Origin of the sequence: Bacillus pretiosus (assembly GCF_051294775.1) — a bacterium.
GTDB classification, from domain to species: Bacteria; Bacillota; Bacilli; order Bacillales; family Bacillaceae_G; genus Bacillus_A; species Bacillus_A wiedmannii.
The window spans coordinates 159,917-181,504 of sequence record NZ_JBPPHF010000005.1 but is presented as its reverse complement, the minus strand read 5'-3'; the positions used below and the strand labels follow the sequence as shown (position 1 = coordinate 181,504).

The following is a 21,588-nucleotide window of genomic DNA, read 5'->3' as shown; positions in this document are numbered from 1 at the left end:
TTTGTAACTGAATTAATAGATTGGGTTGACATGAGTTAGTTGTATTAATGATGTATAAACAAATATTTAAGAATGAATGGAGTTAAAAATATAGACCTACATATAAAATATATTTCTAGAAAGAAATTAGGTAATATACATTTTTTAATAATTATATATTAATAAAAAGAGGTGCACGTTTTGAAAATTTTTAAGGGAATTTTAGTTTCTTCAATCGCATTAACAGCATTTAATGGGGTGGGCGGACTACTTCCAAGTGAAAAATCAGAAGTTGCTTATGCAGCTACTTACAATAATTCAAATAAACAATTAAATTCTAATGTACATAAGCAAGTTATTAAACAATTAGTTTTGAAATTTAAAAATGAAGCGAATTTACCATATCAGGATGGAATAGAAAAGTTCATTAAAGAGGAAAAACAGGACTCTGACTTAATTGAGATTTTAGCTCAATACCCAAATGTAACTATAAATCGACTTTTTAGTTCTTTAAACCCTAAAGAAATTAAAAATCTAGGTAGAGAAATAAACGACTCCGAACATATTTCTTCTAATTTGCTAAACTATTATATTGTAGAAACCAAAGGTGATATTGATTTACAAGCATTACTTGTAAAATTGGAAAAATCATCTCTTGTTGAAATGGCGTATTTACAGGAAGAAGAGGCGCCACCAGAAGAGCGCTTGCCAAATTTATCGGTTAATCCATATGATGAGCCTAGACTTATAAGACAAGGTTACCTTGAACCAGCGCCATTAGGAATTAATGCACCTTATGCCTGGAGCATAAAAGGTGGAGATGGAAAAGGAACTACTTTCGTAGATATGGAGTATGGGTGGTTATTTAGTCATGAGGATTTAGTGAATCAAAAGATTGAATTGATATCTGGGCAGAATAGGAGTGAACACCATGATCATGGTACTTCAGTCTTAGGGATTGTTTCGGCAGAAGATAATAACATAGGTGGAATTGGAATTGCACCGAAAGCTAAGGTAAAGGTTGTATCTCAGTTTAGGGATAACGGAAATTATAATACAGCTGATGCTATATTAAGTGCAGTTAACAATATGCAAGCTGGAGATATTCTTTTATTAGAAGCCCAAGCAACTTACGATGGATATGGAGATAAGAATTATTTCCCTGTAGAAGTAAAACCGGATATATTTGATGCAATTCGTCTGGGAACAAATAAGGGGATTATTATTATTGAAGCAGGTTCAAACGGCGGAAATGATTTAGATCAATTTAGAGATCGTAATGGTAAACAAGTTTTAAATCGTAATAGTCCTGATTTTAAAGATTCAGGGGCAATTATGGTTGGGGCAGCTTCTGCAAGAGTTCCTCATAAGCGTTCATATTTCTCTAATTATGGTAGTAGAGTGGACGTGTATGGATGGGGGAATGCAGTAGATACAACAGATGCTAAACCAAGTGAATTTACAACAAATCTATATACCTCTAGCTTTAGTGGAACATCTAGCGCATCACCTATTATTGCTGGTGCTGCTGCATCAATTCAAGGAATTGCAAAAAATAATAAGGGAAAAGTATATACACCAAGCCAGCTTAGGGATATTTTAAGTGACCCTAGTACAGGAACCAAATCTAACGATCCAATCTCTGATAAAATTGGTGTTTTACCTGACTTAAAAGCCATTTTATCTAAACTTGGTTTTTCACCAAACTTAAGTAATGATTCCTCCATTGTATTTCCTGAGGAACCAGAAATAAATAAAGGAAATCAAGGTTCTACTATTATGTTCCCGAAAGAGGATTCCGAAAATAGTGAAGAGAACTCTAATTTCATTTTCCCAGAATAATAAAAATACCTCCTATTTAGAATGAGGTAAAATAGTTTACTCAATAAGAACAAAGGATATGGATTCAATAGAAATATGAATTCATATCCTTTTATTTATGCAATTTTTTACTACCTTACAAAAACGTAATGTTAGCGTAATGGAAATGAATTTTGGCAGCCAATAGATTAGGATATAATTTTTGTGAGAAAAGATATGAGGTGAATAATATGAAACGAATAGTGCTTATGTGTAGTGTTTTTGTGATGTTTACTGTGTTGTTATCGGGGTGTAATTTAAATCGTCTTGGTACAGATACATATTATGTGCAAATTACCAAGGATGGTGAAAAATTAAAAGAGAAAAATGTAAATGGGGATACGACTTACGAATATAAATTACCTGGATTTGATAAGGATGGTAAAGGGAAAGAAATGGAGTTTACAGCGTTAAAAAACCTTCGTAAAGAAGCGTTTTTACGTATATATTACTCTGAGAAAAAAGGTGTGAAATCTTGGGAAGAAGTTAAAAAAAATGAACTCCCTACAAAGGTAAAAGAAAAATTAAAGGTGGATTAATAAATACTTCTTTGTTAGAGCAATATATCCTCAAACTATTAGAATGTATATAGTGAAATAGGCTAAAGTTCTTTAGAGTTGTAAAAGTAAGAGGCTGACAGTTATTGTCAGTCTTTTACTTTTGCAGGAAGAAAATATAAAAGGCATTTAACAGACAAGTGTTGGATTATTAACAATTATTTAAGATCTAAAGCTACAATATATCTACTCCTGAACTATAATAATTTTAGGTCAGAAATAAGCTTCTAATTTTGTTTAAGTATTTGTAGTCGTTTAAAGGATTTATGATTGGTTATGATATAATAAAATTCAAGTATAATAAGGGGGATTAATTAGATGATTTTTCAAAGCATGATAACAGCTATTATAGAAAAATTACAAGAGACGGTGAATCCCTATTGGATAATTGTGTTTGGATCAACGGCTGAGAACAGAGAACGAGAAGATAGTGATATTGATATAGCTTACTTAAGTGACACAACTTTAGGGAACTATGAACGTTTTTTATTAGCACAGGAGTTAGCTAACATTGTTCATAAAGATGTTGATTTAGTTGATTTATCCGAAGCTTCTACAGTTTTTCAAGCTCAGATTATACATACAGGAAAGACAATATTTTGTTCGGATGAAAGACGTAAGGTCATTTTTGAAATGAAAACCTTAAAAATGTATTCAAAATTGAATGAAGAACGACAGATAGTATTTGATGATATAAAGAAAAGAGGTTCTATATATGAAGAATGAGGTTATTTTAAATAAAATTTCTACAGTAGAGCGTTGTATAAAAAGAATCCAAGATGTGTATGGAAATGACCCTGAAAATTTAGAAGATTTTACAAAACAAGATTCAATAATATTGAACATACAAAGAGCTTGTGAAGCGAGTATTGATTTGGCGATGCATGTTGTTGCAGGGAAAAAATTAGGACTACCTCAATCTAGTCGAGAAGCCTTTGATTTGTTGGTTACAGCAGGATTACTTAGCGCTGATTTAGCAAATAAATTAAAGGCAATGGTTGGATTTCGTAATATTGCTGTTCATGATTATCAAAGTGTAAATTTAGATATTGTTCGTCAAATTATTGAAAAACATTTAACTGATTTTAAACTATTTACGAAAGAAGTAATGGGGATATTGGAATTTTAGGCGAAAGAACAGAATAATAGAGCTGAGAAAGAAAATAATTCTATGATTCCCAAACCAGCTATTGAAACAATCACTTAATTTCCTAAGAAGAAACGCGATCATAAGATGAGTTTATCCTTTTCGGCAAGAAGACTCCATCTGATTTGTGTTACGGGTGAAGTCAAACAATTCAGGTGGAGATGAATTGCCATCAGTCAATAGGTTGAGCACTCTGAGAAAGGTGGTGAAAACAATGGCTAGAAAGAAAGCAGTGAAAGTATTACGTAAACAAAAGAAACGAGAAAACATGCAACGCTTCACTCAGAAACAAAATATCGGACGAGCTTGCTTCACGGCAAAAGAATTTCGGTTACTTCAACGCATGTCGCATAGTTCAAAAGCGTTGCGAAATGTTGGATTGTACACCATGAAACAAAGTTATTTGAACAATAATAAAATGGCTACTGTAAAAGAAGTGGACACTGCCATGCAAGCCGATATGAACTATTGGGGCATTCAATCAAACTCTGTGCAGGCTATTCGTAGAGCCTTATATACAGAAGCGAAGAGCTTTTTTAAAGCAATGGAACAGTGGAAGAAAAATCCTGAGAAATTCACAGGTCGTCCTAAGTTTCCGAATTATTCTGGTTCAACTGATAAACGAATCATTGAAATCTATCAAGTTCCAAAAGTTGATGATAACGGGTATTGGATGATTCCGATGAATGTTGCATTCAGAAAAAAATTCGGTTCCATTAAAATACGTATGCCTAAAAATTTAAGAAATAAAAAAATCTCCTACATTGAGATTGTACCCAAGCAAAAAGGTCGGTTCTTTGAGGTGCATTATACATATGAGATGCACGTTTCTCAAATGAAGAAACAATCCACGACTACTAGTAACGCTTTGAGTTGCGATTTAGGTGTAGACAGATTATTAAGTTGTGCAACAAATACAGGTTATACATTCTTAATTGATGGAAAAAAATTAAAATCCATTAATCAATACTTCAACAAAATGATACGTAATCTGCAACAGAAAAATATGGAAAATGGAATTTCAAAACGTATTGTAACGAGTAAAATGGCTGAACTTTGGCATAAACGAGAAAAACAAATAAATGGTTACATTTCACAAACTGTAGGCCTATTGTTCAAAAAAGTGAAAGCATTCAACATAGATACGCTTGTCGTAGGTTATAACATCGGTTGGAAACAAGAATCTGATATGGGAAAAAAGAATAATCAAAAATTTGTTCAAATCCCATTTCATAAACTGATTTCAGCAATTGAGAATACATGTTTAAAAGAAGGCATCCGATTTTTTAAACAAGAAGAAAGCTATACCTCAAAAGCCAGTTTCCTAGACAAAGATAGGATTCCTGTTTGGTCTAAGAATGATGGAACTCAGTATCTCTTTAGTGGCAAACGTATTACTCGTGGTCTGTATCGAAGTAAATCAGGAAAATGTATTCATGCTGATATTAATGGTGCGTTGAATACATTGCAAAAATCAAGAGTTGTAGAATTGGATGAAAATCTCAAAGTGAAAACGCCGATCCTATTAGAAGTGCAAAAACGTAAGGCTGTTGCTTCGTGCATAGCTTAGTGGGTGTGTCAACCATCCATGTGTACTCGACTTGTCGGGGCTTGTAGCACACGCTGGATTAATCTGAGTGGTGGCTTCTTCTACAAGGAAGAATTGCTCTTTTTCAAAAGGGTGGTGCAAGTGGGAAAACAATATCTCGTTGCCAGTACCAACCAAAAACATACTTGGGGTGTTACCGTTAGGTGGCATGAATTCTAGAGCGTCAAACTGTCTAGCAATAGACGAAAAGGAAAAGACCTGGAGTTCTAACTCAAGCCCCTACTGAAACGTTTCATCTCAGTGGGGGAGTTGACCAACAAATAAGTAAATATTTTCAAATCTAATTTTTATACATATAATGTATACCAAAAACAAAAAAGTTACCTTATGGAAACTTTTTTTTTGGGTAAATTTATAACGATTAATTAATATACAGTTTTTGAAAATAGTGATGAATCATGTCAAATCATCTTCATTTACATGAACATGAACATGAACGTTGTATAAAAATGAAGCATATCCAAAATAATTAAAGGGGCTGAAAAAATGATTAAAAAACTTATTATTGGTTCTATTGCTTTAGGCACATCAATAGGAGTGAGTAAACCTACATTTGCTGCTACAATACATTCTCTATCACAGTTTAAAGAAACTCGAAATGTTCATGTGCAATCTCTACATTCTCCATGGCAGTATTTAGGGCAAACTTCAAGGGAACTTCAAATTAAAAGTAATGATCCAAAAGTACTAGCCTTTGAACTAGCGAAAGCAGCGCCATTTTACGAAGAAGAATTAGTAGACATATGTTCTGTAATCTTAGATGCAAATGTAAATGTTGTATATTGGACAAGTAAGGAATGGGTTAGATATAAAGAAGGAAATTATGAGTTTAAACATGAAATTAAAATTTTTAGAGATAAAGAACGTCAACAATTAATTACTACACTAGAATCGTAGATTTTATACAAAAAAGAAGCTATCTTTAGTATGCTATACTCCCCTCATAGTAGATAGGAAAAAGAAAACACATTAACCTATTTACTATGGAGGGGATTTTTATATGGGTAAAATTAGAGTCATTCGCGATGTAGAATTTAAGAAAAAAGCATTAGATTTATACTAAAATAAGGTATGAGATATGAATAATTGAGTCTGTTTTTGTTTAACATGTGTACGTTTATTATTGATGAAAATCATAATGTAATTGCATCCATGGCTTATATTGTAGGAGTATGTACTTTAGTATTTTTTAATACAAAAGTTTTGTGATAGGCATTTACTTATTGTACTATTTCATACGACTTTAAGAGAATTGAAGAAACAAATTGGGTTAGGCCATAATAGATTAGGTTTATTTTGTACAAGTAGATATTAAAATGTTATAGAAAAATAAGGAAAATAGTTATAAAATAGGAAACTGGACGTAACTGTCCGGTTTGTTTTTGTTGTGCAAGATAAAGATAGCCAAAGATGAAGGCTTAAGAATTCTCGTCTTGGTTTAAAACTAACACTTAACATAATTAATTTAGAAGAAATCAGTATAAATGGAAAAGGTGAAGTAGAAGAAGGTTTACGTCTTCCTACTAATAGATCTCCAGAAACAGTTGGATATATAAAGGATTCGATTGCAAATGGGAAAACTGAAATTTGTAAAATAAATCAGAATGGGCTTCAAAAAGAAGAAAATAAACTTTAGCATTATTAATCATAGGTGTCATAACTATTATTTCTTTAGTGGTGCTATATAAGAGAGTGTTGTAAATTAGCTGCATTTTGATGCTCATTACAATAGCATCATGCTTTTGGATTTAAATACATAAATGCTTAGATTCATTAAATTATTACTTTAAATATAGTGAAACTATCAGTATATGAGGAAAGATACTCTATCAAACGAAAAAATTGGAACGTTTGGTTGTATGACTAGTATGCTATTTTAATGTTTAAATTAATAATAGAAAGAGAACCTTTTAATATGTTACTACTTTGTTTTTGTATTGTTGAAAATAAGAAAGGTGAAATCAATGAAAAAATATTGGCATAAGCTATCGTTGTTGCAAAAAAATGTATTACTAACGGCATTAGTAATTCTGACGCTTGTTGTAAGTATGGGGACGTTAAGTTTTAACATGTTTCAAAATAGTATGATGTCTATATTTGAAAGGCAGTCTTTTGAAACAGGGGATACATTAATAAATCAATTAGATTTGGAAATAGTAAGAGATGTAGCAAAAGACCCCACAGCACAAAGAGTGAAGAAAGAAAAATTGACAGAGCAATTAGATAAAGCTATAAAAGATATGAAAAGTGTCGGACAAACATATATTACAGGAGCCAAGCTAAATGATAAAGCTGAATTACAATTAGTAGCTTTGGATACAGAATTAGCAAATACAGTTTCTGTAGAACCAGTTTCTGTAAAACCAGGTGACTATTATGAGCATCCTACTTATTGGATGAAGACATACGATAAAGTAATGAAAACGAAACAGGCACAAATGACAGAAGTATATGAAGATGTATTAGGTACATGGGTAACAATTTTAGAGCCAATTACAGATGAAGATAACAAAATAGTTGCAATTGTTGCAGCGGATTTGGACGCTTCTATTATTCCTCTTACAAAGAAACAATTTATAGTGCACGGTTTACTATTTATAATAATTTCATTAACAATCGCAATTACAATTCAAATATTTATCTCACGAAAATCTCTATCGCCTTTAAAGGATTTACAAGAAGGGTTACGTAAAGTTGGTGAAGGGGATTTAAGTATTAAATTGAAAGAAAGGTCTGATGATATAGGGATAACTAATATCTATTTTAATAACACTATTAAAAAGTTTAATAGGATTATAGATAAAGTAAGGCAGACTGCTGAACAGGTTTCGACATCTTCACAGGAACTGTCGGTAAGTACAAAAGAGAATAGCATAGCATTTCAAGGAATTGCAAGTTCTATTACAGGATTAAATTTAGGAATACATTCTCATGAATATGTAGTGCAGAAATGTTTAGAAATTGTTCAAGAAATGGAAAGTAAGATGAAAGAAATTAAAGGAGCTGCAAAACAAGTTGCGACTGCTTCGGAAGTCATGGAACAGCAATCTGTAGAAGGGAATGATTTGATTAGGCAAATTGTGAATCAAATGAAAATACTAGAAGATACAGTTCAAGATGTATCTTCTAGTATTTTTGCATTAGAAGCACGATCCAAGGAAATTAGTGAAATTCTTACTGTAATTACAACCATTTCAAATCAAACCAATTTATTAGCTTTAAATGCTTCTACTGAAGCATCATGTGCTGGAGAGGTGGGGAAAGGATTTTCAGTTGTTGCGGATGAGGTACGTATATTAGCGGAAAAAACCGAGGCATCTGCAAGGGGTATAGCGAAATTAATTGGTGAAACCCAAGCTGAAGCAGATGAGGCTGTAAGATCCATCCTGAAGTGTTCAAAGGAAGTAGAATCAGGAATAACGCTTGTTCAAAGTAGTGATGCTTTCTTTGAAAAGATTTCAGCATCTGCACAATCTGTTACAAATCAAGTTAAAGCGATTTCGAATAATTCAAGTGACATTTTAAAAGATAATCAAACTATTGTTAAGGTTGTAAATGAATTATCACACATTGCAAATACATATGTGAATAGCAGTGGTAATGTAGAGACAAGTATGAAAGAGCAAGAACTGTATGTACAAGATATTGCAGAGTTAGCGAATTCTTTAAATTGGCTCTCCCAAGAGTTACAGGAGTTAATAGGGGAATTCAAAAGTAAGTAGGATAGGAGAAGGTGTAGGTATAACCTATACCTTTATTTATTCCCACATAAGGGATGAAAGCTTAGGTATATATGTAAAATGGCTAAACAAATAATTTTTTTACATATTTTGTTGGAAATAGAGCATGATATTACCAAATTCACCGGAGGTGTTTAAAAAATGCAAATTCGCGAAAATAATAATTCAAACGAAATCTTAATAGCAGCTGCAGCAAGTGCAATTGAACAAATGAAATATGAAATTGCTCAGGAGTTTGGTGTTACACTTGGACCGGATTCAACAGCAAGAGCAAATGGTTCAGTAGGTGGAGAAATTACAAAACGATTAGTTCGTATGGCGCAAGAACAGTTATCTGGTCAATATAAAATTCACTAAAGTTAAAGGTATATCCCATGGAAGGGATATACCTTTTTAATTTGCCTTTAAAGAGGATAGTGAAAATTTTTATTGCTAGTTAAATTTAGACACTGCAAATTTGGCTGTAAAATTCATCTTCTTCATGTAAGAAGAATTTACGCCTGCTTGAAATTGAACAGAAATATTACCGTCTTTTTGGGCTTTGAATACGCGACCGTATGGTGAATTGGCATTGTATGTGCCAATTATTTGATCATCTGCATCAAAGACTGTATAAGAAATTGGGAACCCGGAATTTTGTACAAAGACCGTAAGTTCGTCCCCCTTATTAAGATTAAATGATTCTTTTTGAGAAACTTCATAGGAACTCATAGAGTAATATTTTGTAACTTCTTGAATGTCTAAGTTCGTAGTTGCCGCACTTGCTTTTGGTGCCTCTGCTCCTGGTAAATTCATACCTGATAGTACTGCAATTCCTAATGCCCCTGCTAAAATAACTTTTTTCATAATGCTAGTTCCTCCTTTAATATATTGTGAGATTTGAAAACGAAGTGAAAAATATCACTTCTTGAAACCATTATAGTTACAACGAGAATGATTTTCAATGATATTTGATATGTAATTCTGCATACATTAGATGTCGATATACGGTAATCTATTCGAAGTTTAAAGTATTGTTAAAAGAAGGAGAGGACAAATTTTCAAAACTATGAATGGGATGGTAGCTGGTTTTTACATACGTTGGTTCTATAAGTGAATATTTTGTTGTTTTTTTATTGTGTATTATATATAAATACTCAATTGTTGATAAAGTTGTATAATTTGGAATTATTAAACAAAAATAAGAGGTTATATGTTATAATAAAGCTGCAATAAGGTTCAGCATCCTAATCTTATTGTGTATATTTAGCCTATGTATGTCGTTTGTATTAAAAATAAGAAGTCTCTCAAAAAGAGGCTTCTTATTTTTTGTATGGAGGGGGATTACAGATGATTGATTATTATCAAACTTTTTTATTTTCTATGGCAGGTATTGCCTTGTTTTTTTATATACAACATGCTGGAAAACCAACGAAAAGAAACAAATGGAAATTCTTTGTTGTAGTATTTTTATTTTTCCTTTTCAATTATTTTTTAAATTCGTATAGGTAATTGTAGAAAGGAATACATTTTTGTTCTAAAGTTACAGTAAGAAGAACTTTTAAGACAAAAAAGGGTTAAAGGAAAAAAGTCCAATAACTGTCATAATTTCTGTGCAAGCTTAATAAATTAATATGCGATAATTTAGCTATAGGGTTATTTAAATGTAATGAAGGTAAATAAATAGTTGAGTATGAAATTATGAGATTTTGTATTCAATTGTTAATTTTAGTTATACGTGTTTAGCCTTCACTTACATCCATGCTCTTAATATAGTAAGAAATTCAATAGGAGGGGACTAGTAGTATGAATAAAAAAATTCTAGGGCAGTTTAGAAAAATGGCTACAAATAAAAAAGGATTAAGTGCTGCTGCAGTAGCAGTGGGAATTATGAGTACAACTCTTATTCCTCAAAATGCCTATGCACATGGGTTTGTTGAAAAGCCAGGTAGCCGTGCAGCTTTATGCAGTCAAAATTATGGAGCGCTGAATTTAAATTGTGGAAATATAATGTATGAACCGCAAAGTTTAGAAGCTCCTAAAGGATTCCCACAGGGTGGACCAGCAGACGGGAAAATTGCTTCAGCAGGAGGCCTGTTTGGTGGGATTCTTGATCAACAAACAGCTGATCGATGGTTTAAGAATACGATTAAGGGCGGAGAAAATACCTTCACTTGGAAATACACAGCTCCTCATTCAACAAGTCAATGGCACTATTACATCACGAAAAAGGGATGGGATCCAAATAAACCTTTAACAAGAGCAGACTTCGAGTTAATTGGTACTATAAAACACGATGGTTCTAAAGCATCTAATAATTTATCACATAAAATCAATGTACCAACTGATCGTAGTGGGTACCATGTTATTTTAGCTGTTTGGGATGTAGCTGATACTGTAAACGCTTTCTATAATGTAATTGATGTGAATCTAATAAATGATGAAAAACCAGATAAAGAGGCATCAACCCAGCCATCTGAATTAAAAGTAATAAAAGCTACTTCAAATAGTGTAGAACTTAATTGGAAACCTGCAACAGACAATGAAGGGGTGAAAGAATATCAAGTGCTACGTAATGGGGAGTTAATTAATACTGTAGTCGGTACAAGTGTAATTGATAAAAAATTAAGCCCAAACACAGAATATACGTATACAGTAAGAGCAGTAGATGCTGCAGGGAATATATCTGAAGAAAGTGAAGCATTAGTTATTAAAACAACAGAGGAAAAGCCAGATGCAGAAGCACCAACCCAGCCTAAAGGATTACACAGTATGGGAACCACTACGAGTAGTATTGATTTAATGTGGAGTCCATCGGAGGATAATGTAGATGTGAGCCATTATATTGTATACAAAGAAGTTGGAGGGGCCATGAAAGAAATAGCTACTGCTAATACAACTTCATTTATGGACAAAGATTTGCAAGCGAATACAGCATATAAGTATGTAGTATCTGCTGTCGATACATCAGGTAATGAATCAATGAAAAGTGATGCCATCACAGTTACAACAAAAGGACAAGAAAACTCTTATGGACAATGGGATGCGCGTAAAGCGTATAAAGCAGGAGATAGAGTAGTTCATGAGGATAAGGTGTATGAGGCAGTTCAGAGTTATCAAGGGAATGGAGATCCAAATTGGATTTTTGCATTGTCATTATGGAAAGAAGTAAACTAATGATGTCAATAGTGAATCCCTTTAGTTTTTAAATAATGAGTCAATTATAAGAGAAGGTATTCCTATTTTTTAACTCTTAATATTGTTTGAATATCAATTTCTGCATTTTCAATACCTATTAATAGGGAACGTAACCTAATAATAAAACTATTATTCAAAGTACCTATTACGAAAAAAAGATTAGGTACTTTGAATACATATTTGATAGATAATAAAAACAATAAGATATGAAGCAACCTTATTATTTAATTTGCTAATGTAATTGGCGCTGTGTACATTGTATCAACGTGTCCATCTGCATGTGTTACTTCAATTTTCATGCGATATGTTCCTGGTTCAGAAATTGCTCCACCATTGCCAGTCTCAGCATCAAAATCTTCATATACATTTGTTCCAGCTGGTAATAAGGAACCATAGTGAAAATCAGCGTCATAATAATCCCAACCAGTATCGTATTGTTTTTCAAAAGATGCTGTGTAATGTACATCATATGCATTATCATTTGTTGCTCGTAGAATGATATTTTGTCCCAATCTGTATTTCGTATCTGAAAGTTGAATTGTGAAATTATTTAATGTTTCTTTAGGACCACAAATGTAACGACAATATTCGCTCGCTCCATCAGCATGAGCTTTCGGTGTTTCCACATTCATTGCTGCTAAACCGCCAAGAGCCAATGTTCCCGCTAATAATACTTTACTAAATGTTTTCATTTGAAATTCCCCCTGAGTATGTTTTTAATTCATTCAACAGATGTCACATCAAGTAGTTTTATAACATTAAGCAAATTGAATGCTCTTTTTTCTTGAGTAGATTTGCTACCAACCTTCCATCTTGTAGTAATTCAATCTGTACATAAAATTTCATGGTTTTAAATCCTATATATGTATCTTAATGTACATTGAATAGATCCTTTAATACTTCGATGATACGTTTGGTTTGTTTACTTGTATCACCTCTTATTACCGTTTATTGGTAAAATGATAATTTCATTATACATAAAATAGGAATCTACTAACAAGAGACAATAACTTTGATCTATCCATTATCGAGAAATAAAGGAATTAAATAAAAATGTTTTATACAAATGTTGCAGATGCTCAGTTTGTATAGTTTTTCTTATTACGGGGTTCTTTTTGGTCTATATAATTTTAGCTATTTAAAAAATTTAAACATCTGATAATTCATGTAATGCCTTAATGCTATTAAATATTTCATCATGTTGATAGTAAATTCTGTTTTATTTACTATCAACAATTCTATTGCATACATACTCAACGAAATCTATTTTTAGAGGTATTCCGAAAATAGAACAGAGGTTATTAATATATGAATGAAACTATTTAATTATATATCTATATATAACAATTATTGTATTTTATGTTAATATTAATATGATAGGAAGGGAATTATATAAGGCGAATGAAATAATTTGTAATAATAAATTATAGGAATAAGGGGATTATAGTATGAAACTAACAAAAATGCTTTTAATAGGAGCTACACTTGCTACGACGGCATTAACATCGTTAACGAATGTACAAGCAGACACAACATTTAAAGATGTTCCTGCAAATCACTGGTCTTATGATGCGATTATGCATCTAAAAGATAAAAAAATGATAGCTGGCTATGGAAATGGAATGTTTGGATTAGGCGATAATATTACGCGAGGACAAGCAGCTCGTCTGCTATATGTGTATCTACAGCCATTACTTGTAGGTGATAGGTTTGAAGATCAATTTAAAGATGTAAAAGGTACTATGTTTGAAAAAGAAATTTATGCTGTTGTCAGTTCTGGTCTTATGAATGGATATGGGGATAATGAATTCGGACCAAATGATGTATTAACTCGTGAACAATTAGCGGCAATTTTACAAAAAACATTTAATTTAAAGCAACAATCTATTACTACTTTTAATGATGTGGAAAAAAATTATTGGGCTACTGAGGCGATTAGCGCCCTACAAGAGAACAAAATTGCTGTGGGCACAGGTGACAATTTATTTGAGCCTAAAAAAGTAGTAACTCGTGAGCAATATGCACAGTTTCTATATAATGCAATGCGTAAGTTAGAGAAGCCGGGACAACCTGAAGTAATGCCGTTGGGGATACCGAGATCCATGGTGACAGATGATTTCACTTTTGATAAATCGTTAGTGGATATTGTTCCCGTGTATAGTAAATCTATATCTAAAGAGGCGCAAAATCTCATTAAAGAAATAAATGAGAAGTATAATCTAGATATAAAGTATTGGGAGACAAGTGCTGTACTATATTTAGCTTCATCTAAAATGGCAAAAGAAAATAAAGATTGGTATGGACCATTGAGTATAAATGAAAAGGGCGGCAATAATTTTACTATTAGCTTCGAAAACCATAATCCATCTATTGAGTTGACGAAAAGATGGGTTACTATGATATACCCTGATTTAAATCTAGACAAAGAGATTGATAGATTGGTCAAAAATGTAAATATGGAATATGCATTTGATAAAGGCCGACATAAAATAAAAATGGGACAAATGGCTAATTATAAGACCTGGTACATTTATATTGGTGAATAATTAAGCTTTTACAAGGGTTTAAACTGATAGAAGAAGTTATTATTTTGATTGAAGGGGTAAGGAATTGGATCGAAACAAACATTCATTCTATGTAGTGTAGATTTTTAATAGAGTATATAAGAAAATGTTTAGTTATTCCATATAATACTGTTGGGAATCAGTATTGTATGAAAAATGTAACGTTTAGAAGCTAATTTGAGTAGGAGAAATAGAAACGATGAAGTTTATAAAAGAAAATAGAGAAGAGCATTTTCGTGAATTAATTGCTAATAACGAGCAGGAAATTGCAAAAAGAAGAGTTAATCAAAAATTAACTCTTCTTTTTATTTAAAATTAAAATTAATTTCTATACCCGTTATACCACAGTTTATTAATTAGATTGTGCATAAGATCAATTTTTACTATAAAAGAGATTTAAATGGGGATAAATTAGCATTCGTAAACCAAATTTCACAGAAAAATAGCTCTTCTTATAAAAGGTGTTTCTAATAATTATTTTGGGATTATACATTTAAAATTAGGTGATAAACTAATTGGGAGAAGTAAAAGTGATAAAACGCATTTTATTCGTTTGTATTATTTTGGTTCTGGATAATGATTGTAGTATGAGGTTCTAATAAATTTTTAATAGACATTTGTTAATTTAGCATCTCTAAATGGAGGAGTGTAAAAGAGATTTAATTACATTAAAAGAGGCATACATATTATTAGGGTTAACTAAAAAACGAAATATAAAGGATATTTTAAGTTAGGAAAATTTAAAAGGCCTTGTCATTATAGACAGGGCCTTTCAAAAAAGGGACACAATTGACAACTGAAGGTGACTTTATATTACCATTTTTGGTATTTTAATTCCAGGTATCCATGTTGAGAAATAAAATGATTATTTTGTAGAGTGTGAGATAGGAGATACTGCTTATCAATTTTTCAGGACGGGAAGGCAAAAGCAGAATTTTTTATTTGCTTTAAACAAGGGGTAGAAGAATTAATTTTGCTTAGCCAAGCGTGTTAATCATAGATCAAAGATATGTAAAAAAACTGTTTTCAGGATAGGTGTCCTTTTTGTTTTAAGAAGAGAATATATTTTCTCAACAGGACAAATGGTAAGCATCTATAAGTACTATTTATAAGGATAATAAGAAAAATAGAAATTAATAATAAAGGAGAATGCGAAATGAAAACAGTAGTATCTGATAGAGATCTAGCTGAAATCCGCGAAGAAGACGTAGATGTTTTAAAAGTAATGGCACATCCGGTTCGATTACAAATTGTAAGTGAATTAATGTACCATAAAATGTGTAATGTTACGCAGTTAACGGAAATATTAAAACTCCCACAATCTACTGTTTCACAGCATCTATCAAAATTAAGGAGAACCGTACTTCGTGCAGAAAGAAAGGGATTAGAGATGCATTATTATATAGATAATGCTAAAGCTCGTCAAATTGTAGGGATTTTAGGTTTTTAGATTAATAATATGTGAAAAGTTTCCTGTCATAAAGCAGGAAACTTTTCTTGTATGTTTAACAAATGGTACACATTTATCCTTTTAGGCAAGAAAACTCCTTCCTCAAGGAGCGTGAAGGGTCACCGCCCAGTGAGTAGGTGGTGGATGAATTGGCTTCGAACAAGGGATGGTAGGAAACGATCCCTTGTTCGACATACATAAACCGTTACTTTACGATTAACCGAATGTACGTTTGATTTGTGATAGTCATATACCGAAATGGAGGTGAATCAAATGATGATTAATAAAGCCTATAAGTTTCGTATCTATCCAAATAAAGCACAAGCAATTCTAATCAACAAAACGATTGGTTGTTCTCGCTTTGTATTCAATTATTTCCTATCCTTATGGGATTACGCATACAAAGAGACAGAAAAAGGTTTGACATATGGCACCTGCTCTGCCAAACTTCCTGCCATGAAGAAAGAGTTTGTTTGGGCAAAAGAAGTGGATAGTATTGCGATTCAGTCGTCTGTTCGCAACCTTGCGGATGATTATACAAGCTTTTTCAAAAAATAAAATAGCACCCCGCGCTTTAAATCTAAGAAGAACAACTTACAATCTTATACCGCAAAAAAACAAATGGAAACATTGCTGTTGCCGAAACTAGGTCTTGTTTAATTTGCCAAAATTCGCGAAGTGAAGGGACGTATTGTAAATGCTACAGTTTGGCAGCGTAACGCAAACATTTCGGCTAAATCAATGAATCAATCATCGGACAAAAATAAGCGCTCTAACTTTGGATAGAACGCCATTTTACCGTAATATATGGCCCCGGAAGGGCTCGAACTCAAGACCTCCACTCTATAAAGGTGGAGATTTATTTTATTACTTTTCTTCCTGCATTATAAATTTCCAAAAACGTTTTAATTCTTCCCGTTTTTGGGATGGTGCAAGTTTTATATCATTTAACCATTGATCTAGTTCTATCTTGTTTCTGTCCTCTTTAACATTAAAATCTCGCCCTAGAAGAAAATCAGTGGATACATTAAAGTAATCTGCGATACATATCAAGGTATTGTAATCAGGTTGACGTTCATTACGCTCATACATACCAATTGTACTTTCACTTAGTTGAAGCGAGTGAGCAAGTTCTTTTTGCGTAATTCCTTTTTGTTTTCTTAAATCACGAATTATATTTCCAAACGTTTTCATTCTATCACCTGATAATATATTAACACAATATGTGTTAAATAATTAAAGTTTTTAAAAGTTGATAATTAAAATCTATTGACAACACGTTTCGTGCGATTTATATTCTAATTAACAACACGGAATGTGGTTTTAGGGGGGAGAGAATGCATGAATTATGAAAGAGTGGCTAAAAATCTAATTAATTTAAGAAATGGGAAATCTAGAGAAGAGGTGGCAAAAGCTGTGGGGATCAGTGTTAGTACATTGCAAATGTATGAAAATGGTCAGAGAATTCCACGAGATAATATAAAAATAAAATTAGCAAATTTTTATGGTGTTACAGTCCAAACAATTTTTTTTGATTCAGAACAACACGAAGTGTGTTGAATAGTGTTAGACCTTTAAGATTATATAGTGATTTTCTAGAAATCTGAATATGGAAAGTGTTTTAAGTAATTTTACATAAGATAATTATATTTTATCGTTATATATAAATTAAAGGAGTGTATTTGCATGAACATGAAAACATTTGAAATGCGTGAAAAACGATTAGCGGAACTATTAGGTGCAAAAATACTATGGGAATTTATCAGTGCTGTAACAGAGGAAATTGAAAAGCAAGAGTTAGAGTCTACACCAGGTTTATTAGAAGATCTATTCATACATGTGAAAGAAACTATACAAATCCAAAACATGAACAAGAGCATAACAAAAGCCCCTGTAAAAACAGAGGCTGATGGTATAGATAAAGATACTTTATTTATGGAAGCATATGTAGAATTAATCAATCATAAGTTTGTTATTTCTGAATTAGTTGTAGAGCTTTCATCTGTTCTAAAAGAATTAAATTGTTTTGTTCAATCATCTTTGCCACTGCTTCAAAATAAGCTTGATTCTCAAGAATCTCAATCTGCTTCTCTTTAGGGAGCGTCTGAAGTATTTCTTTCATTTCTTTACACTCGTATATATTATTGTCTGCTTCTTCGATTAATTTATTGCGACGATTTGTGTATTCAAGTGCACCTAAATTCGCTAATGCGCGCGTATCTAGTCCTAGGATTTCCATGCATTCATCTCCTTTCCCTCTACAATAATTCGATAGGGGGAAGGAGATGCCTTTAGTGATTTGGTAGAGTTTTTATATAGTTATATAATATGTTATTCATTAGTGGGAATGTTATTTAGCAGGAATGCAATAGAATTACTTAAAAGAACTTCTTAAAAAGGATGAGAAAAAAGGAGAAACCAGTAAATTACACTCATTTTTCCTAAATAATCTTCATATGGAACGGTTTTTTACTTTTATTATGAATTTTATATTAGATTCTTTGATGAAGATTAGATAGATGTAGGGAATAGGGAATGAATTGATGGATAAGCAAAATTAATGAGAGTTGTAACTGAAAGGATTATAGAATATATCCAGGAGTTATCAGGTAATATGTTTTTTAGTATTTAAGAGGAGTCCCGTGTATAAATTTTTACATATAAAAATAAACGATTAGTCATTAAATAGAGAGAAGGGCATCGGTTATTTGTATAGATGAAATAATGGGGAGTAGGAAATTAATATAAGTAGAGTGTGAAATCCTGAGTATCTCTTGAATATTAATAAGCATCAAACTTTATATTGCGATACTTATAGGTGATGCTCCAACTGTTACTACTGTATTTACGGTATAATCAACGGAGTTAAGAATAGTTACTGTATTTTGTTCTGGCTGAGCAATATAGATGAATTTCCCATCAGGTGTAAAGGCAGCACTTGCTGGACCATTGATGGAAATCGTTCCTGTGGATAGTTGTTGTGCTGTATCAATAATATTGATTTCATCTATAGTTTCTTCTCCTAGCAAAGCTACAGGCTGATTAGGTGAAAGAGCAAGGAACGAGTAGTAATACGTTCCGGTAAGAATTCTGCCAATCTCTTGAAAAGTGGACAAGTCAATAACTGCAAGAAGGGTCCCAGTCGCCGGAAGTTCTTCTGTAACATAAGCTAGGCCATCAAACAAACTAATTTCTATGATGCTTGGATAATCCATTGAAGTAGGAAGATCTACTACAATTTCTCCTGTATTTAGATCAACTTTTACAATACTCCAAGTCGTATAATTTACGATGTAGGCGTATTGTCCATTCGGATCAATGGCTATACTTGAAAATCCAGATCCTCCAAGTGAGATAGTATTAGAGATGGTTTGAGTTAGAAGGTTAATTGTAGTAATTTCCATTGAGTCAGTTGAAATATTTAGTATATATGCAAACTGACCATCCGGAGAAAACCCAATATCAATTGGATCGTTTATTGAGAAAGTAGAGATAATGGTAAGTGTTTCATTATTAATTGTAGAAACACTATTATCATTTGAGTGCAAAACTAAAGTGTATGTTTTGTTTGGATTAACAGCAACTTTAATTGGCTGATATGGAAGATTGATTACATGCTGGACAGTCTTTGTTGCTGTATTAATTACTGAAAGAGTATTATCATCTCTATTTGCTGTAAAAGCATAAACCGGAGGATTTGGTGGCACTGGTAAAACAGAAAGGGTGCCATTTAAGATAAATGTATTTTCATCTTGTGGTGTAACTGTTAAACTCTTAAGTTTAAAGCTACTAAAATCAAAGCAGCAATTTGGATCAGTTGTATAATAAACAATCTGATTGATGGAGAATTTATGCCATTTAGAAAAAGCTGCATCTCCTTGTCCATATTGATTTTGAACAGGAGAAATACTAACAAGCATTGTAAGTACGCCATATATGCGAACACTGTGTACTGGATAGGAACCATCTGGTAAATCAGTTTGAAGAAGACAAGGGTTCGGTGTTTGTAGCGTACATGGTTCAAATGCACATTTTAATCGGTTTGTATTCCAGGTGACAGCACCAGTATAATTCGTATCATTAATTATATATCCTTCAGGAGCTGTAATTAAAACCTCAAAATCTACATATTGATTGCACGTACCTTGGCAAGGTAACATGGACTTCACTTCCTTTATTAAAAATTATGTGTTATTTCATGTGGTATATAAAGTTGATTACATACCGTATTAAGAAAAATATTTTTAGAACCTATTCCTTTTTATGGAATAATCATGTTTGAAAGGCATCTACTTGTTGATACAACAGACAAATAGGTGGCAATGCTCTATATTATGCTTCCTATTTTCTAATGCTTGTACATATCGTGGTTATTTTAATCGGGATAAAATCTGATCCAATAATGGTAAAACATGTTGAGGTAAATATAAAATTGATCTCGATAGGTTAAGTCGAGCAATAAGGCATGCTGATAAAGCGCTATTGAATTCGAAGAAGCCAAAGCATGAAAGGTGGCACAGCGCTATGGCAGAAACGGAATTTGCATATGTGTCAATAATGAGGATTGTGGTCGCCTAGGAGTGAGGGGGAGTAAGTCTTGAAAGAGATTAGAATGTTCCTGGGTTTGAAGGGGATAACATAAAAAAATTATTGAATATTCTGATTTATCCAGGGTGAAAAGTATATTACATTAATTAATGGTAGTTTTAGCTATAGCTACATTAGGAATTGACTTTTTTATTTGGTCATTTTTGACTTGTTCTTAATTCCTTCTATAGTTCGAAGATCAACTAGCAAGATAGAGCATGCAAATTTATTACAAATATACAATAGAAAAAATAAAGCTGTTTAGTACAATTTTAAACGGATTTTTCTCCTAATTTGAGATTAGAAAAATATGCATGCATTATCTGTAGAATAATACCAGTTTGTAATAAAGACGAAGGAAAGTCGGAGCGATTCTCGGTGCAAGGTGTTTAAAGAATCCGTGCAAAAATTAAAAACTTGGTCTAATGTTTAAAAAAAGGGAACCCGCCTGTGTAGGTGAGTTCCCTTTTCCTGGTTTACCTTTCACATCAGAAGATTCTCTACTCAGCAAGTCATATTGTGATTGAAGTTACTTATGAAATAGATTTTCATGGAAAATAATAAAAATTCATGGACAAACAAGATATCGCCTTTATCTTTTGGAGTATATAAAAAGAAAATCATAATTACCGGAACAGTTCGTTCTTTTTGTTTATATAATAACATAACTGAACTTTATTTATTGAAAAGGAGTGGGATAATAGCTGCCTAAAATTATAGTTATTATGACTAGTTATAACATGCCATTGTTTGTAGAAAAATCGATACGGAGTGTATTAAATTAGAATTGTCGATGTATTGCAGTTTTTATTATGGATGATAATTCTACCAAACCTACTTAGTAAGTAATTCAAACATGTTTGAACTCCCCCCACTTTCACTTCGTTTAGAAGTGAGAGATTCCTAAGTAAAGAGTTC

General features: G+C 32.3%; 18 protein-coding genes and 1 pseudogene. 14 read left to right on the top strand and 5 right to left on the bottom strand.

Annotated features, from left to right (window positions below; genetic code table 11):
* Positions 1-180: 180 nt before the first annotated feature.
* The 8 genes from ACSG5Z_RS24085 (at position 181) to ACSG5Z_RS24050 (ending at position 9,249) form a co-directional block, all read left to right on the top strand.
* A complete protein-coding gene (locus ACSG5Z_RS24085) occupies positions 181-1,821 on the top strand; it encodes a S8 family peptidase (protein ID WP_435712315.1) in 1,641 nt (546 codons plus the stop codon).
* Between the two features lie 209 nt (positions 1,822-2,030).
* On the top strand, positions 2,031-2,378 hold the full coding sequence (locus ACSG5Z_RS24080; RefSeq protein WP_435712314.1) for a YxeA family protein: 348 nt from the start codon (positions 2,031-2,033) through the stop codon (positions 2,376-2,378).
* A 336-nt stretch (positions 2,379-2,714) separates the two neighbouring features.
* The gene (gene mntA, locus ACSG5Z_RS24075) at positions 2,715-3,122 is read left to right on the top strand and encodes a type VII toxin-antitoxin system MntA family adenylyltransferase antitoxin (protein WP_046956012.1); all 408 of its coding nucleotides are present in this window, start codon (positions 2,715-2,717) and stop codon (positions 3,120-3,122) included.
* Positions 3,112-3,525: a type VII toxin-antitoxin system HepT family RNase toxin gene (hepT, locus tag ACSG5Z_RS24070; RefSeq protein ID WP_435712313.1), complete on the top strand. Its 414-nt coding sequence runs from the start codon at positions 3,112-3,114 to the stop codon at positions 3,523-3,525. The genes mntA and hepT overlap by 11 nt, the downstream gene beginning before the upstream one ends.
* A 232-nt stretch (positions 3,526-3,757) precedes the next feature.
* Complete coding sequence (locus ACSG5Z_RS24065) at positions 3,758-5,113, top strand: RNA-guided endonuclease TnpB family protein (RefSeq protein WP_435712312.1); 1,356 nt, start codon at positions 3,758-3,760, stop codon at positions 5,111-5,113.
* 525 nt (positions 5,114-5,638) lie between these two features.
* A complete protein-coding gene (locus ACSG5Z_RS24060; protein ID WP_435712311.1) occupies positions 5,639-6,049 on the top strand; it encodes a hypothetical protein in 411 nt (136 codons plus the stop codon).
* 1,067 nt (positions 6,050-7,116) lie between these two features.
* Entirely contained in the window at positions 7,117-8,874 is a 1,758-nt protein-coding gene (locus tag ACSG5Z_RS24055; RefSeq protein ID WP_435712310.1) for a methyl-accepting chemotaxis protein, read from the top strand.
* 159 nt (positions 8,875-9,033) lie between these two features.
* On the top strand, positions 9,034-9,249 hold the full coding sequence (locus tag ACSG5Z_RS24050; protein WP_001167047.1) for an alpha/beta-type small acid-soluble spore protein: 216 nt from the start codon (positions 9,034-9,036) through the stop codon (positions 9,247-9,249).
* Between the two features lie 75 nt (positions 9,250-9,324).
* On the opposite strand, the gene ACSG5Z_RS24045 is transcribed toward ACSG5Z_RS24050, so the two are convergent.
* Positions 9,325-9,738: a hypothetical protein gene (locus ACSG5Z_RS24045; protein ID WP_435712309.1), complete on the bottom strand. Its 414-nt coding sequence runs from the start codon at positions 9,736-9,738 to the stop codon at positions 9,325-9,327.
* A 483-nt stretch (positions 9,739-10,221) separates the two neighbouring features.
* Here ACSG5Z_RS24045 and ACSG5Z_RS24040 point away from each other — a divergent pair, with 483 nt between their 5' ends.
* Together ACSG5Z_RS24040 and ACSG5Z_RS24035 are read left to right on the top strand one after the other, a co-directional pair.
* A complete protein-coding gene (locus tag ACSG5Z_RS24040; RefSeq protein WP_435712308.1) occupies positions 10,222-10,383 on the top strand; it encodes a hypothetical protein in 162 nt (53 codons plus the stop codon).
* Positions 10,384-10,677: 294 nt separating this feature from the next.
* Entirely contained in the window at positions 10,678-12,048 is a 1,371-nt protein-coding gene (locus ACSG5Z_RS24035; protein WP_435712307.1) for a lytic polysaccharide monooxygenase, read from the top strand.
* 245 nt (positions 12,049-12,293) lie between these two features.
* Here the strand turns inward: ACSG5Z_RS24035 and ACSG5Z_RS24030 are convergent, their stop codons facing one another.
* Positions 12,294-12,761, bottom strand: a complete 468-nt coding sequence (locus ACSG5Z_RS24030; RefSeq protein ID WP_435712306.1) for a hypothetical protein — start codon at positions 12,759-12,761, stop codon at positions 12,294-12,296.
* Positions 12,762-13,517: 756 nt separating this feature from the next.
* Here ACSG5Z_RS24030 and ACSG5Z_RS24025 point away from each other — a divergent pair.
* The 3 genes and pseudogenes from ACSG5Z_RS24025 to ACSG5Z_RS24015 form a co-directional block, all read left to right on the top strand.
* Entirely contained in the window at positions 13,518-14,615 is a 1,098-nt protein-coding gene (locus tag ACSG5Z_RS24025) for an S-layer homology domain-containing protein (protein WP_435712305.1), read from the top strand.
* Positions 14,616-15,789: 1,174 nt separating this feature from the next.
* Positions 15,790-16,083 carry an ArsR/SmtB family transcription factor gene (locus ACSG5Z_RS24020; protein ID WP_435712304.1) on the top strand — a complete coding sequence of 98 codons (294 nt, stop codon included), beginning with the start codon at positions 15,790-15,792 and terminating at the stop codon, positions 16,081-16,083.
* Positions 16,084-16,356: 273 nt separating this feature from the next.
* A pseudogene (locus ACSG5Z_RS24015) lies at positions 16,357-16,740 on the top strand (helix-turn-helix domain-containing protein); the annotation flags it as partial.
* Between the two features lie 210 nt (positions 16,741-16,950).
* On the opposite strand, the gene ACSG5Z_RS24010 reads toward ACSG5Z_RS24015, so the two are convergent.
* Positions 16,951-17,277: a helix-turn-helix domain-containing protein gene (locus ACSG5Z_RS24010; RefSeq protein ID WP_435712303.1), complete on the bottom strand. Its 327-nt coding sequence runs from the start codon at positions 17,275-17,277 to the stop codon at positions 16,951-16,953.
* A gap of 147 nt (positions 17,278-17,424) precedes the next feature.
* Between ACSG5Z_RS24010 and ACSG5Z_RS24005 the strand changes: the two genes are divergently transcribed.
* Positions 17,425-17,643, top strand: coding sequence for a helix-turn-helix transcriptional regulator (locus ACSG5Z_RS24005; protein WP_327961566.1), 219 nt, complete (start codon positions 17,425-17,427; stop codon positions 17,641-17,643).
* Between the two features lie 412 nt (positions 17,644-18,055).
* Here ACSG5Z_RS24005 and ACSG5Z_RS24000 read toward each other — a convergent pair whose 3' ends face one another.
* Positions 18,056-18,322, bottom strand: a complete 267-nt coding sequence (locus tag ACSG5Z_RS24000; protein ID WP_137035145.1) for a hypothetical protein — start codon at positions 18,320-18,322, stop codon at positions 18,056-18,058.
* Between the two features lie 559 nt (positions 18,323-18,881).
* Positions 18,882-20,243 (bottom strand): YncE family protein, encoded by a 1,362-nt coding sequence (locus tag ACSG5Z_RS23995; RefSeq protein ID WP_435712302.1) that lies wholly within the window; start codon positions 20,241-20,243, stop codon positions 18,882-18,884.
* Between the last annotated feature and the right edge of the window lie 1,345 nt (positions 20,244-21,588).

Bases quoted from the DNA above. Each gene is read 5' to 3' on its own strand.
- ACSG5Z_RS24080 (WP_435712314.1), top strand. From the start codon at position 2,031: ATGAAACGAATAGTGCTTATGTGTAGTGTTTTTGTGATGTTTACTGTG.
- mntA (WP_046956012.1), top strand. From the start codon at position 2,715: ATGATTTTTCAAAGCATGATAACAGCTATTATAGAAAAATTACAAGAG.
- hepT (WP_435712313.1), top strand. From the start codon at position 3,112: ATGAAGAATGAGGTTATTTTAAATAAAATTTCTACAGTAGAGCGTTGT.
- ACSG5Z_RS24065 (WP_435712312.1), top strand. From the start codon at position 3,758: ATGGCTAGAAAGAAAGCAGTGAAAGTATTACGTAAACAAAAGAAACGA.
- ACSG5Z_RS24060 (WP_435712311.1), top strand. From the start codon at position 5,639: ATGATTAAAAAACTTATTATTGGTTCTATTGCTTTAGGCACATCAATA.
- ACSG5Z_RS24055 (WP_435712310.1), top strand. From the start codon at position 7,117: ATGAAAAAATATTGGCATAAGCTATCGTTGTTGCAAAAAAATGTATTA.
- ACSG5Z_RS24050 (WP_001167047.1), top strand. From the start codon at position 9,034: ATGCAAATTCGCGAAAATAATAATTCAAACGAAATCTTAATAGCAGCT.
- ACSG5Z_RS24045 (WP_435712309.1), bottom strand. From the start codon at position 9,738: ATGAAAAAAGTTATTTTAGCAGGGGCATTAGGAATTGCAGTACTATCA.
- ACSG5Z_RS24040 (WP_435712308.1), top strand. From the start codon at position 10,222: ATGATTGATTATTATCAAACTTTTTTATTTTCTATGGCAGGTATTGCC.
- ACSG5Z_RS24035 (WP_435712307.1), top strand. From the start codon at position 10,678: ATGAATAAAAAAATTCTAGGGCAGTTTAGAAAAATGGCTACAAATAAA.
- ACSG5Z_RS24030 (WP_435712306.1), bottom strand. From the start codon at position 12,761: ATGAAAACATTTAGTAAAGTATTATTAGCGGGAACATTGGCTCTTGGC.
- ACSG5Z_RS24025 (WP_435712305.1), top strand. From the start codon at position 13,518: ATGAAACTAACAAAAATGCTTTTAATAGGAGCTACACTTGCTACGACG.
- ACSG5Z_RS24020 (WP_435712304.1), top strand. From the start codon at position 15,790: ATGAAAACAGTAGTATCTGATAGAGATCTAGCTGAAATCCGCGAAGAA.
- ACSG5Z_RS24010 (WP_435712303.1), bottom strand. From the start codon at position 17,277: ATGAAAACGTTTGGAAATATAATTCGTGATTTAAGAAAACAAAAAGGA.
- ACSG5Z_RS24005 (WP_327961566.1), top strand. From the start codon at position 17,425: ATGAATTATGAAAGAGTGGCTAAAAATCTAATTAATTTAAGAAATGGG.
- ACSG5Z_RS24000 (WP_137035145.1), bottom strand. From the start codon at position 18,322: ATGGAAATCCTAGGACTAGATACGCGCGCATTAGCGAATTTAGGTGCA.
- ACSG5Z_RS23995 (WP_435712302.1), bottom strand. From the start codon at position 20,243: ATGTTACCTTGCCAAGGTACGTGCAATCAATATGTAGATTTTGAGGTT.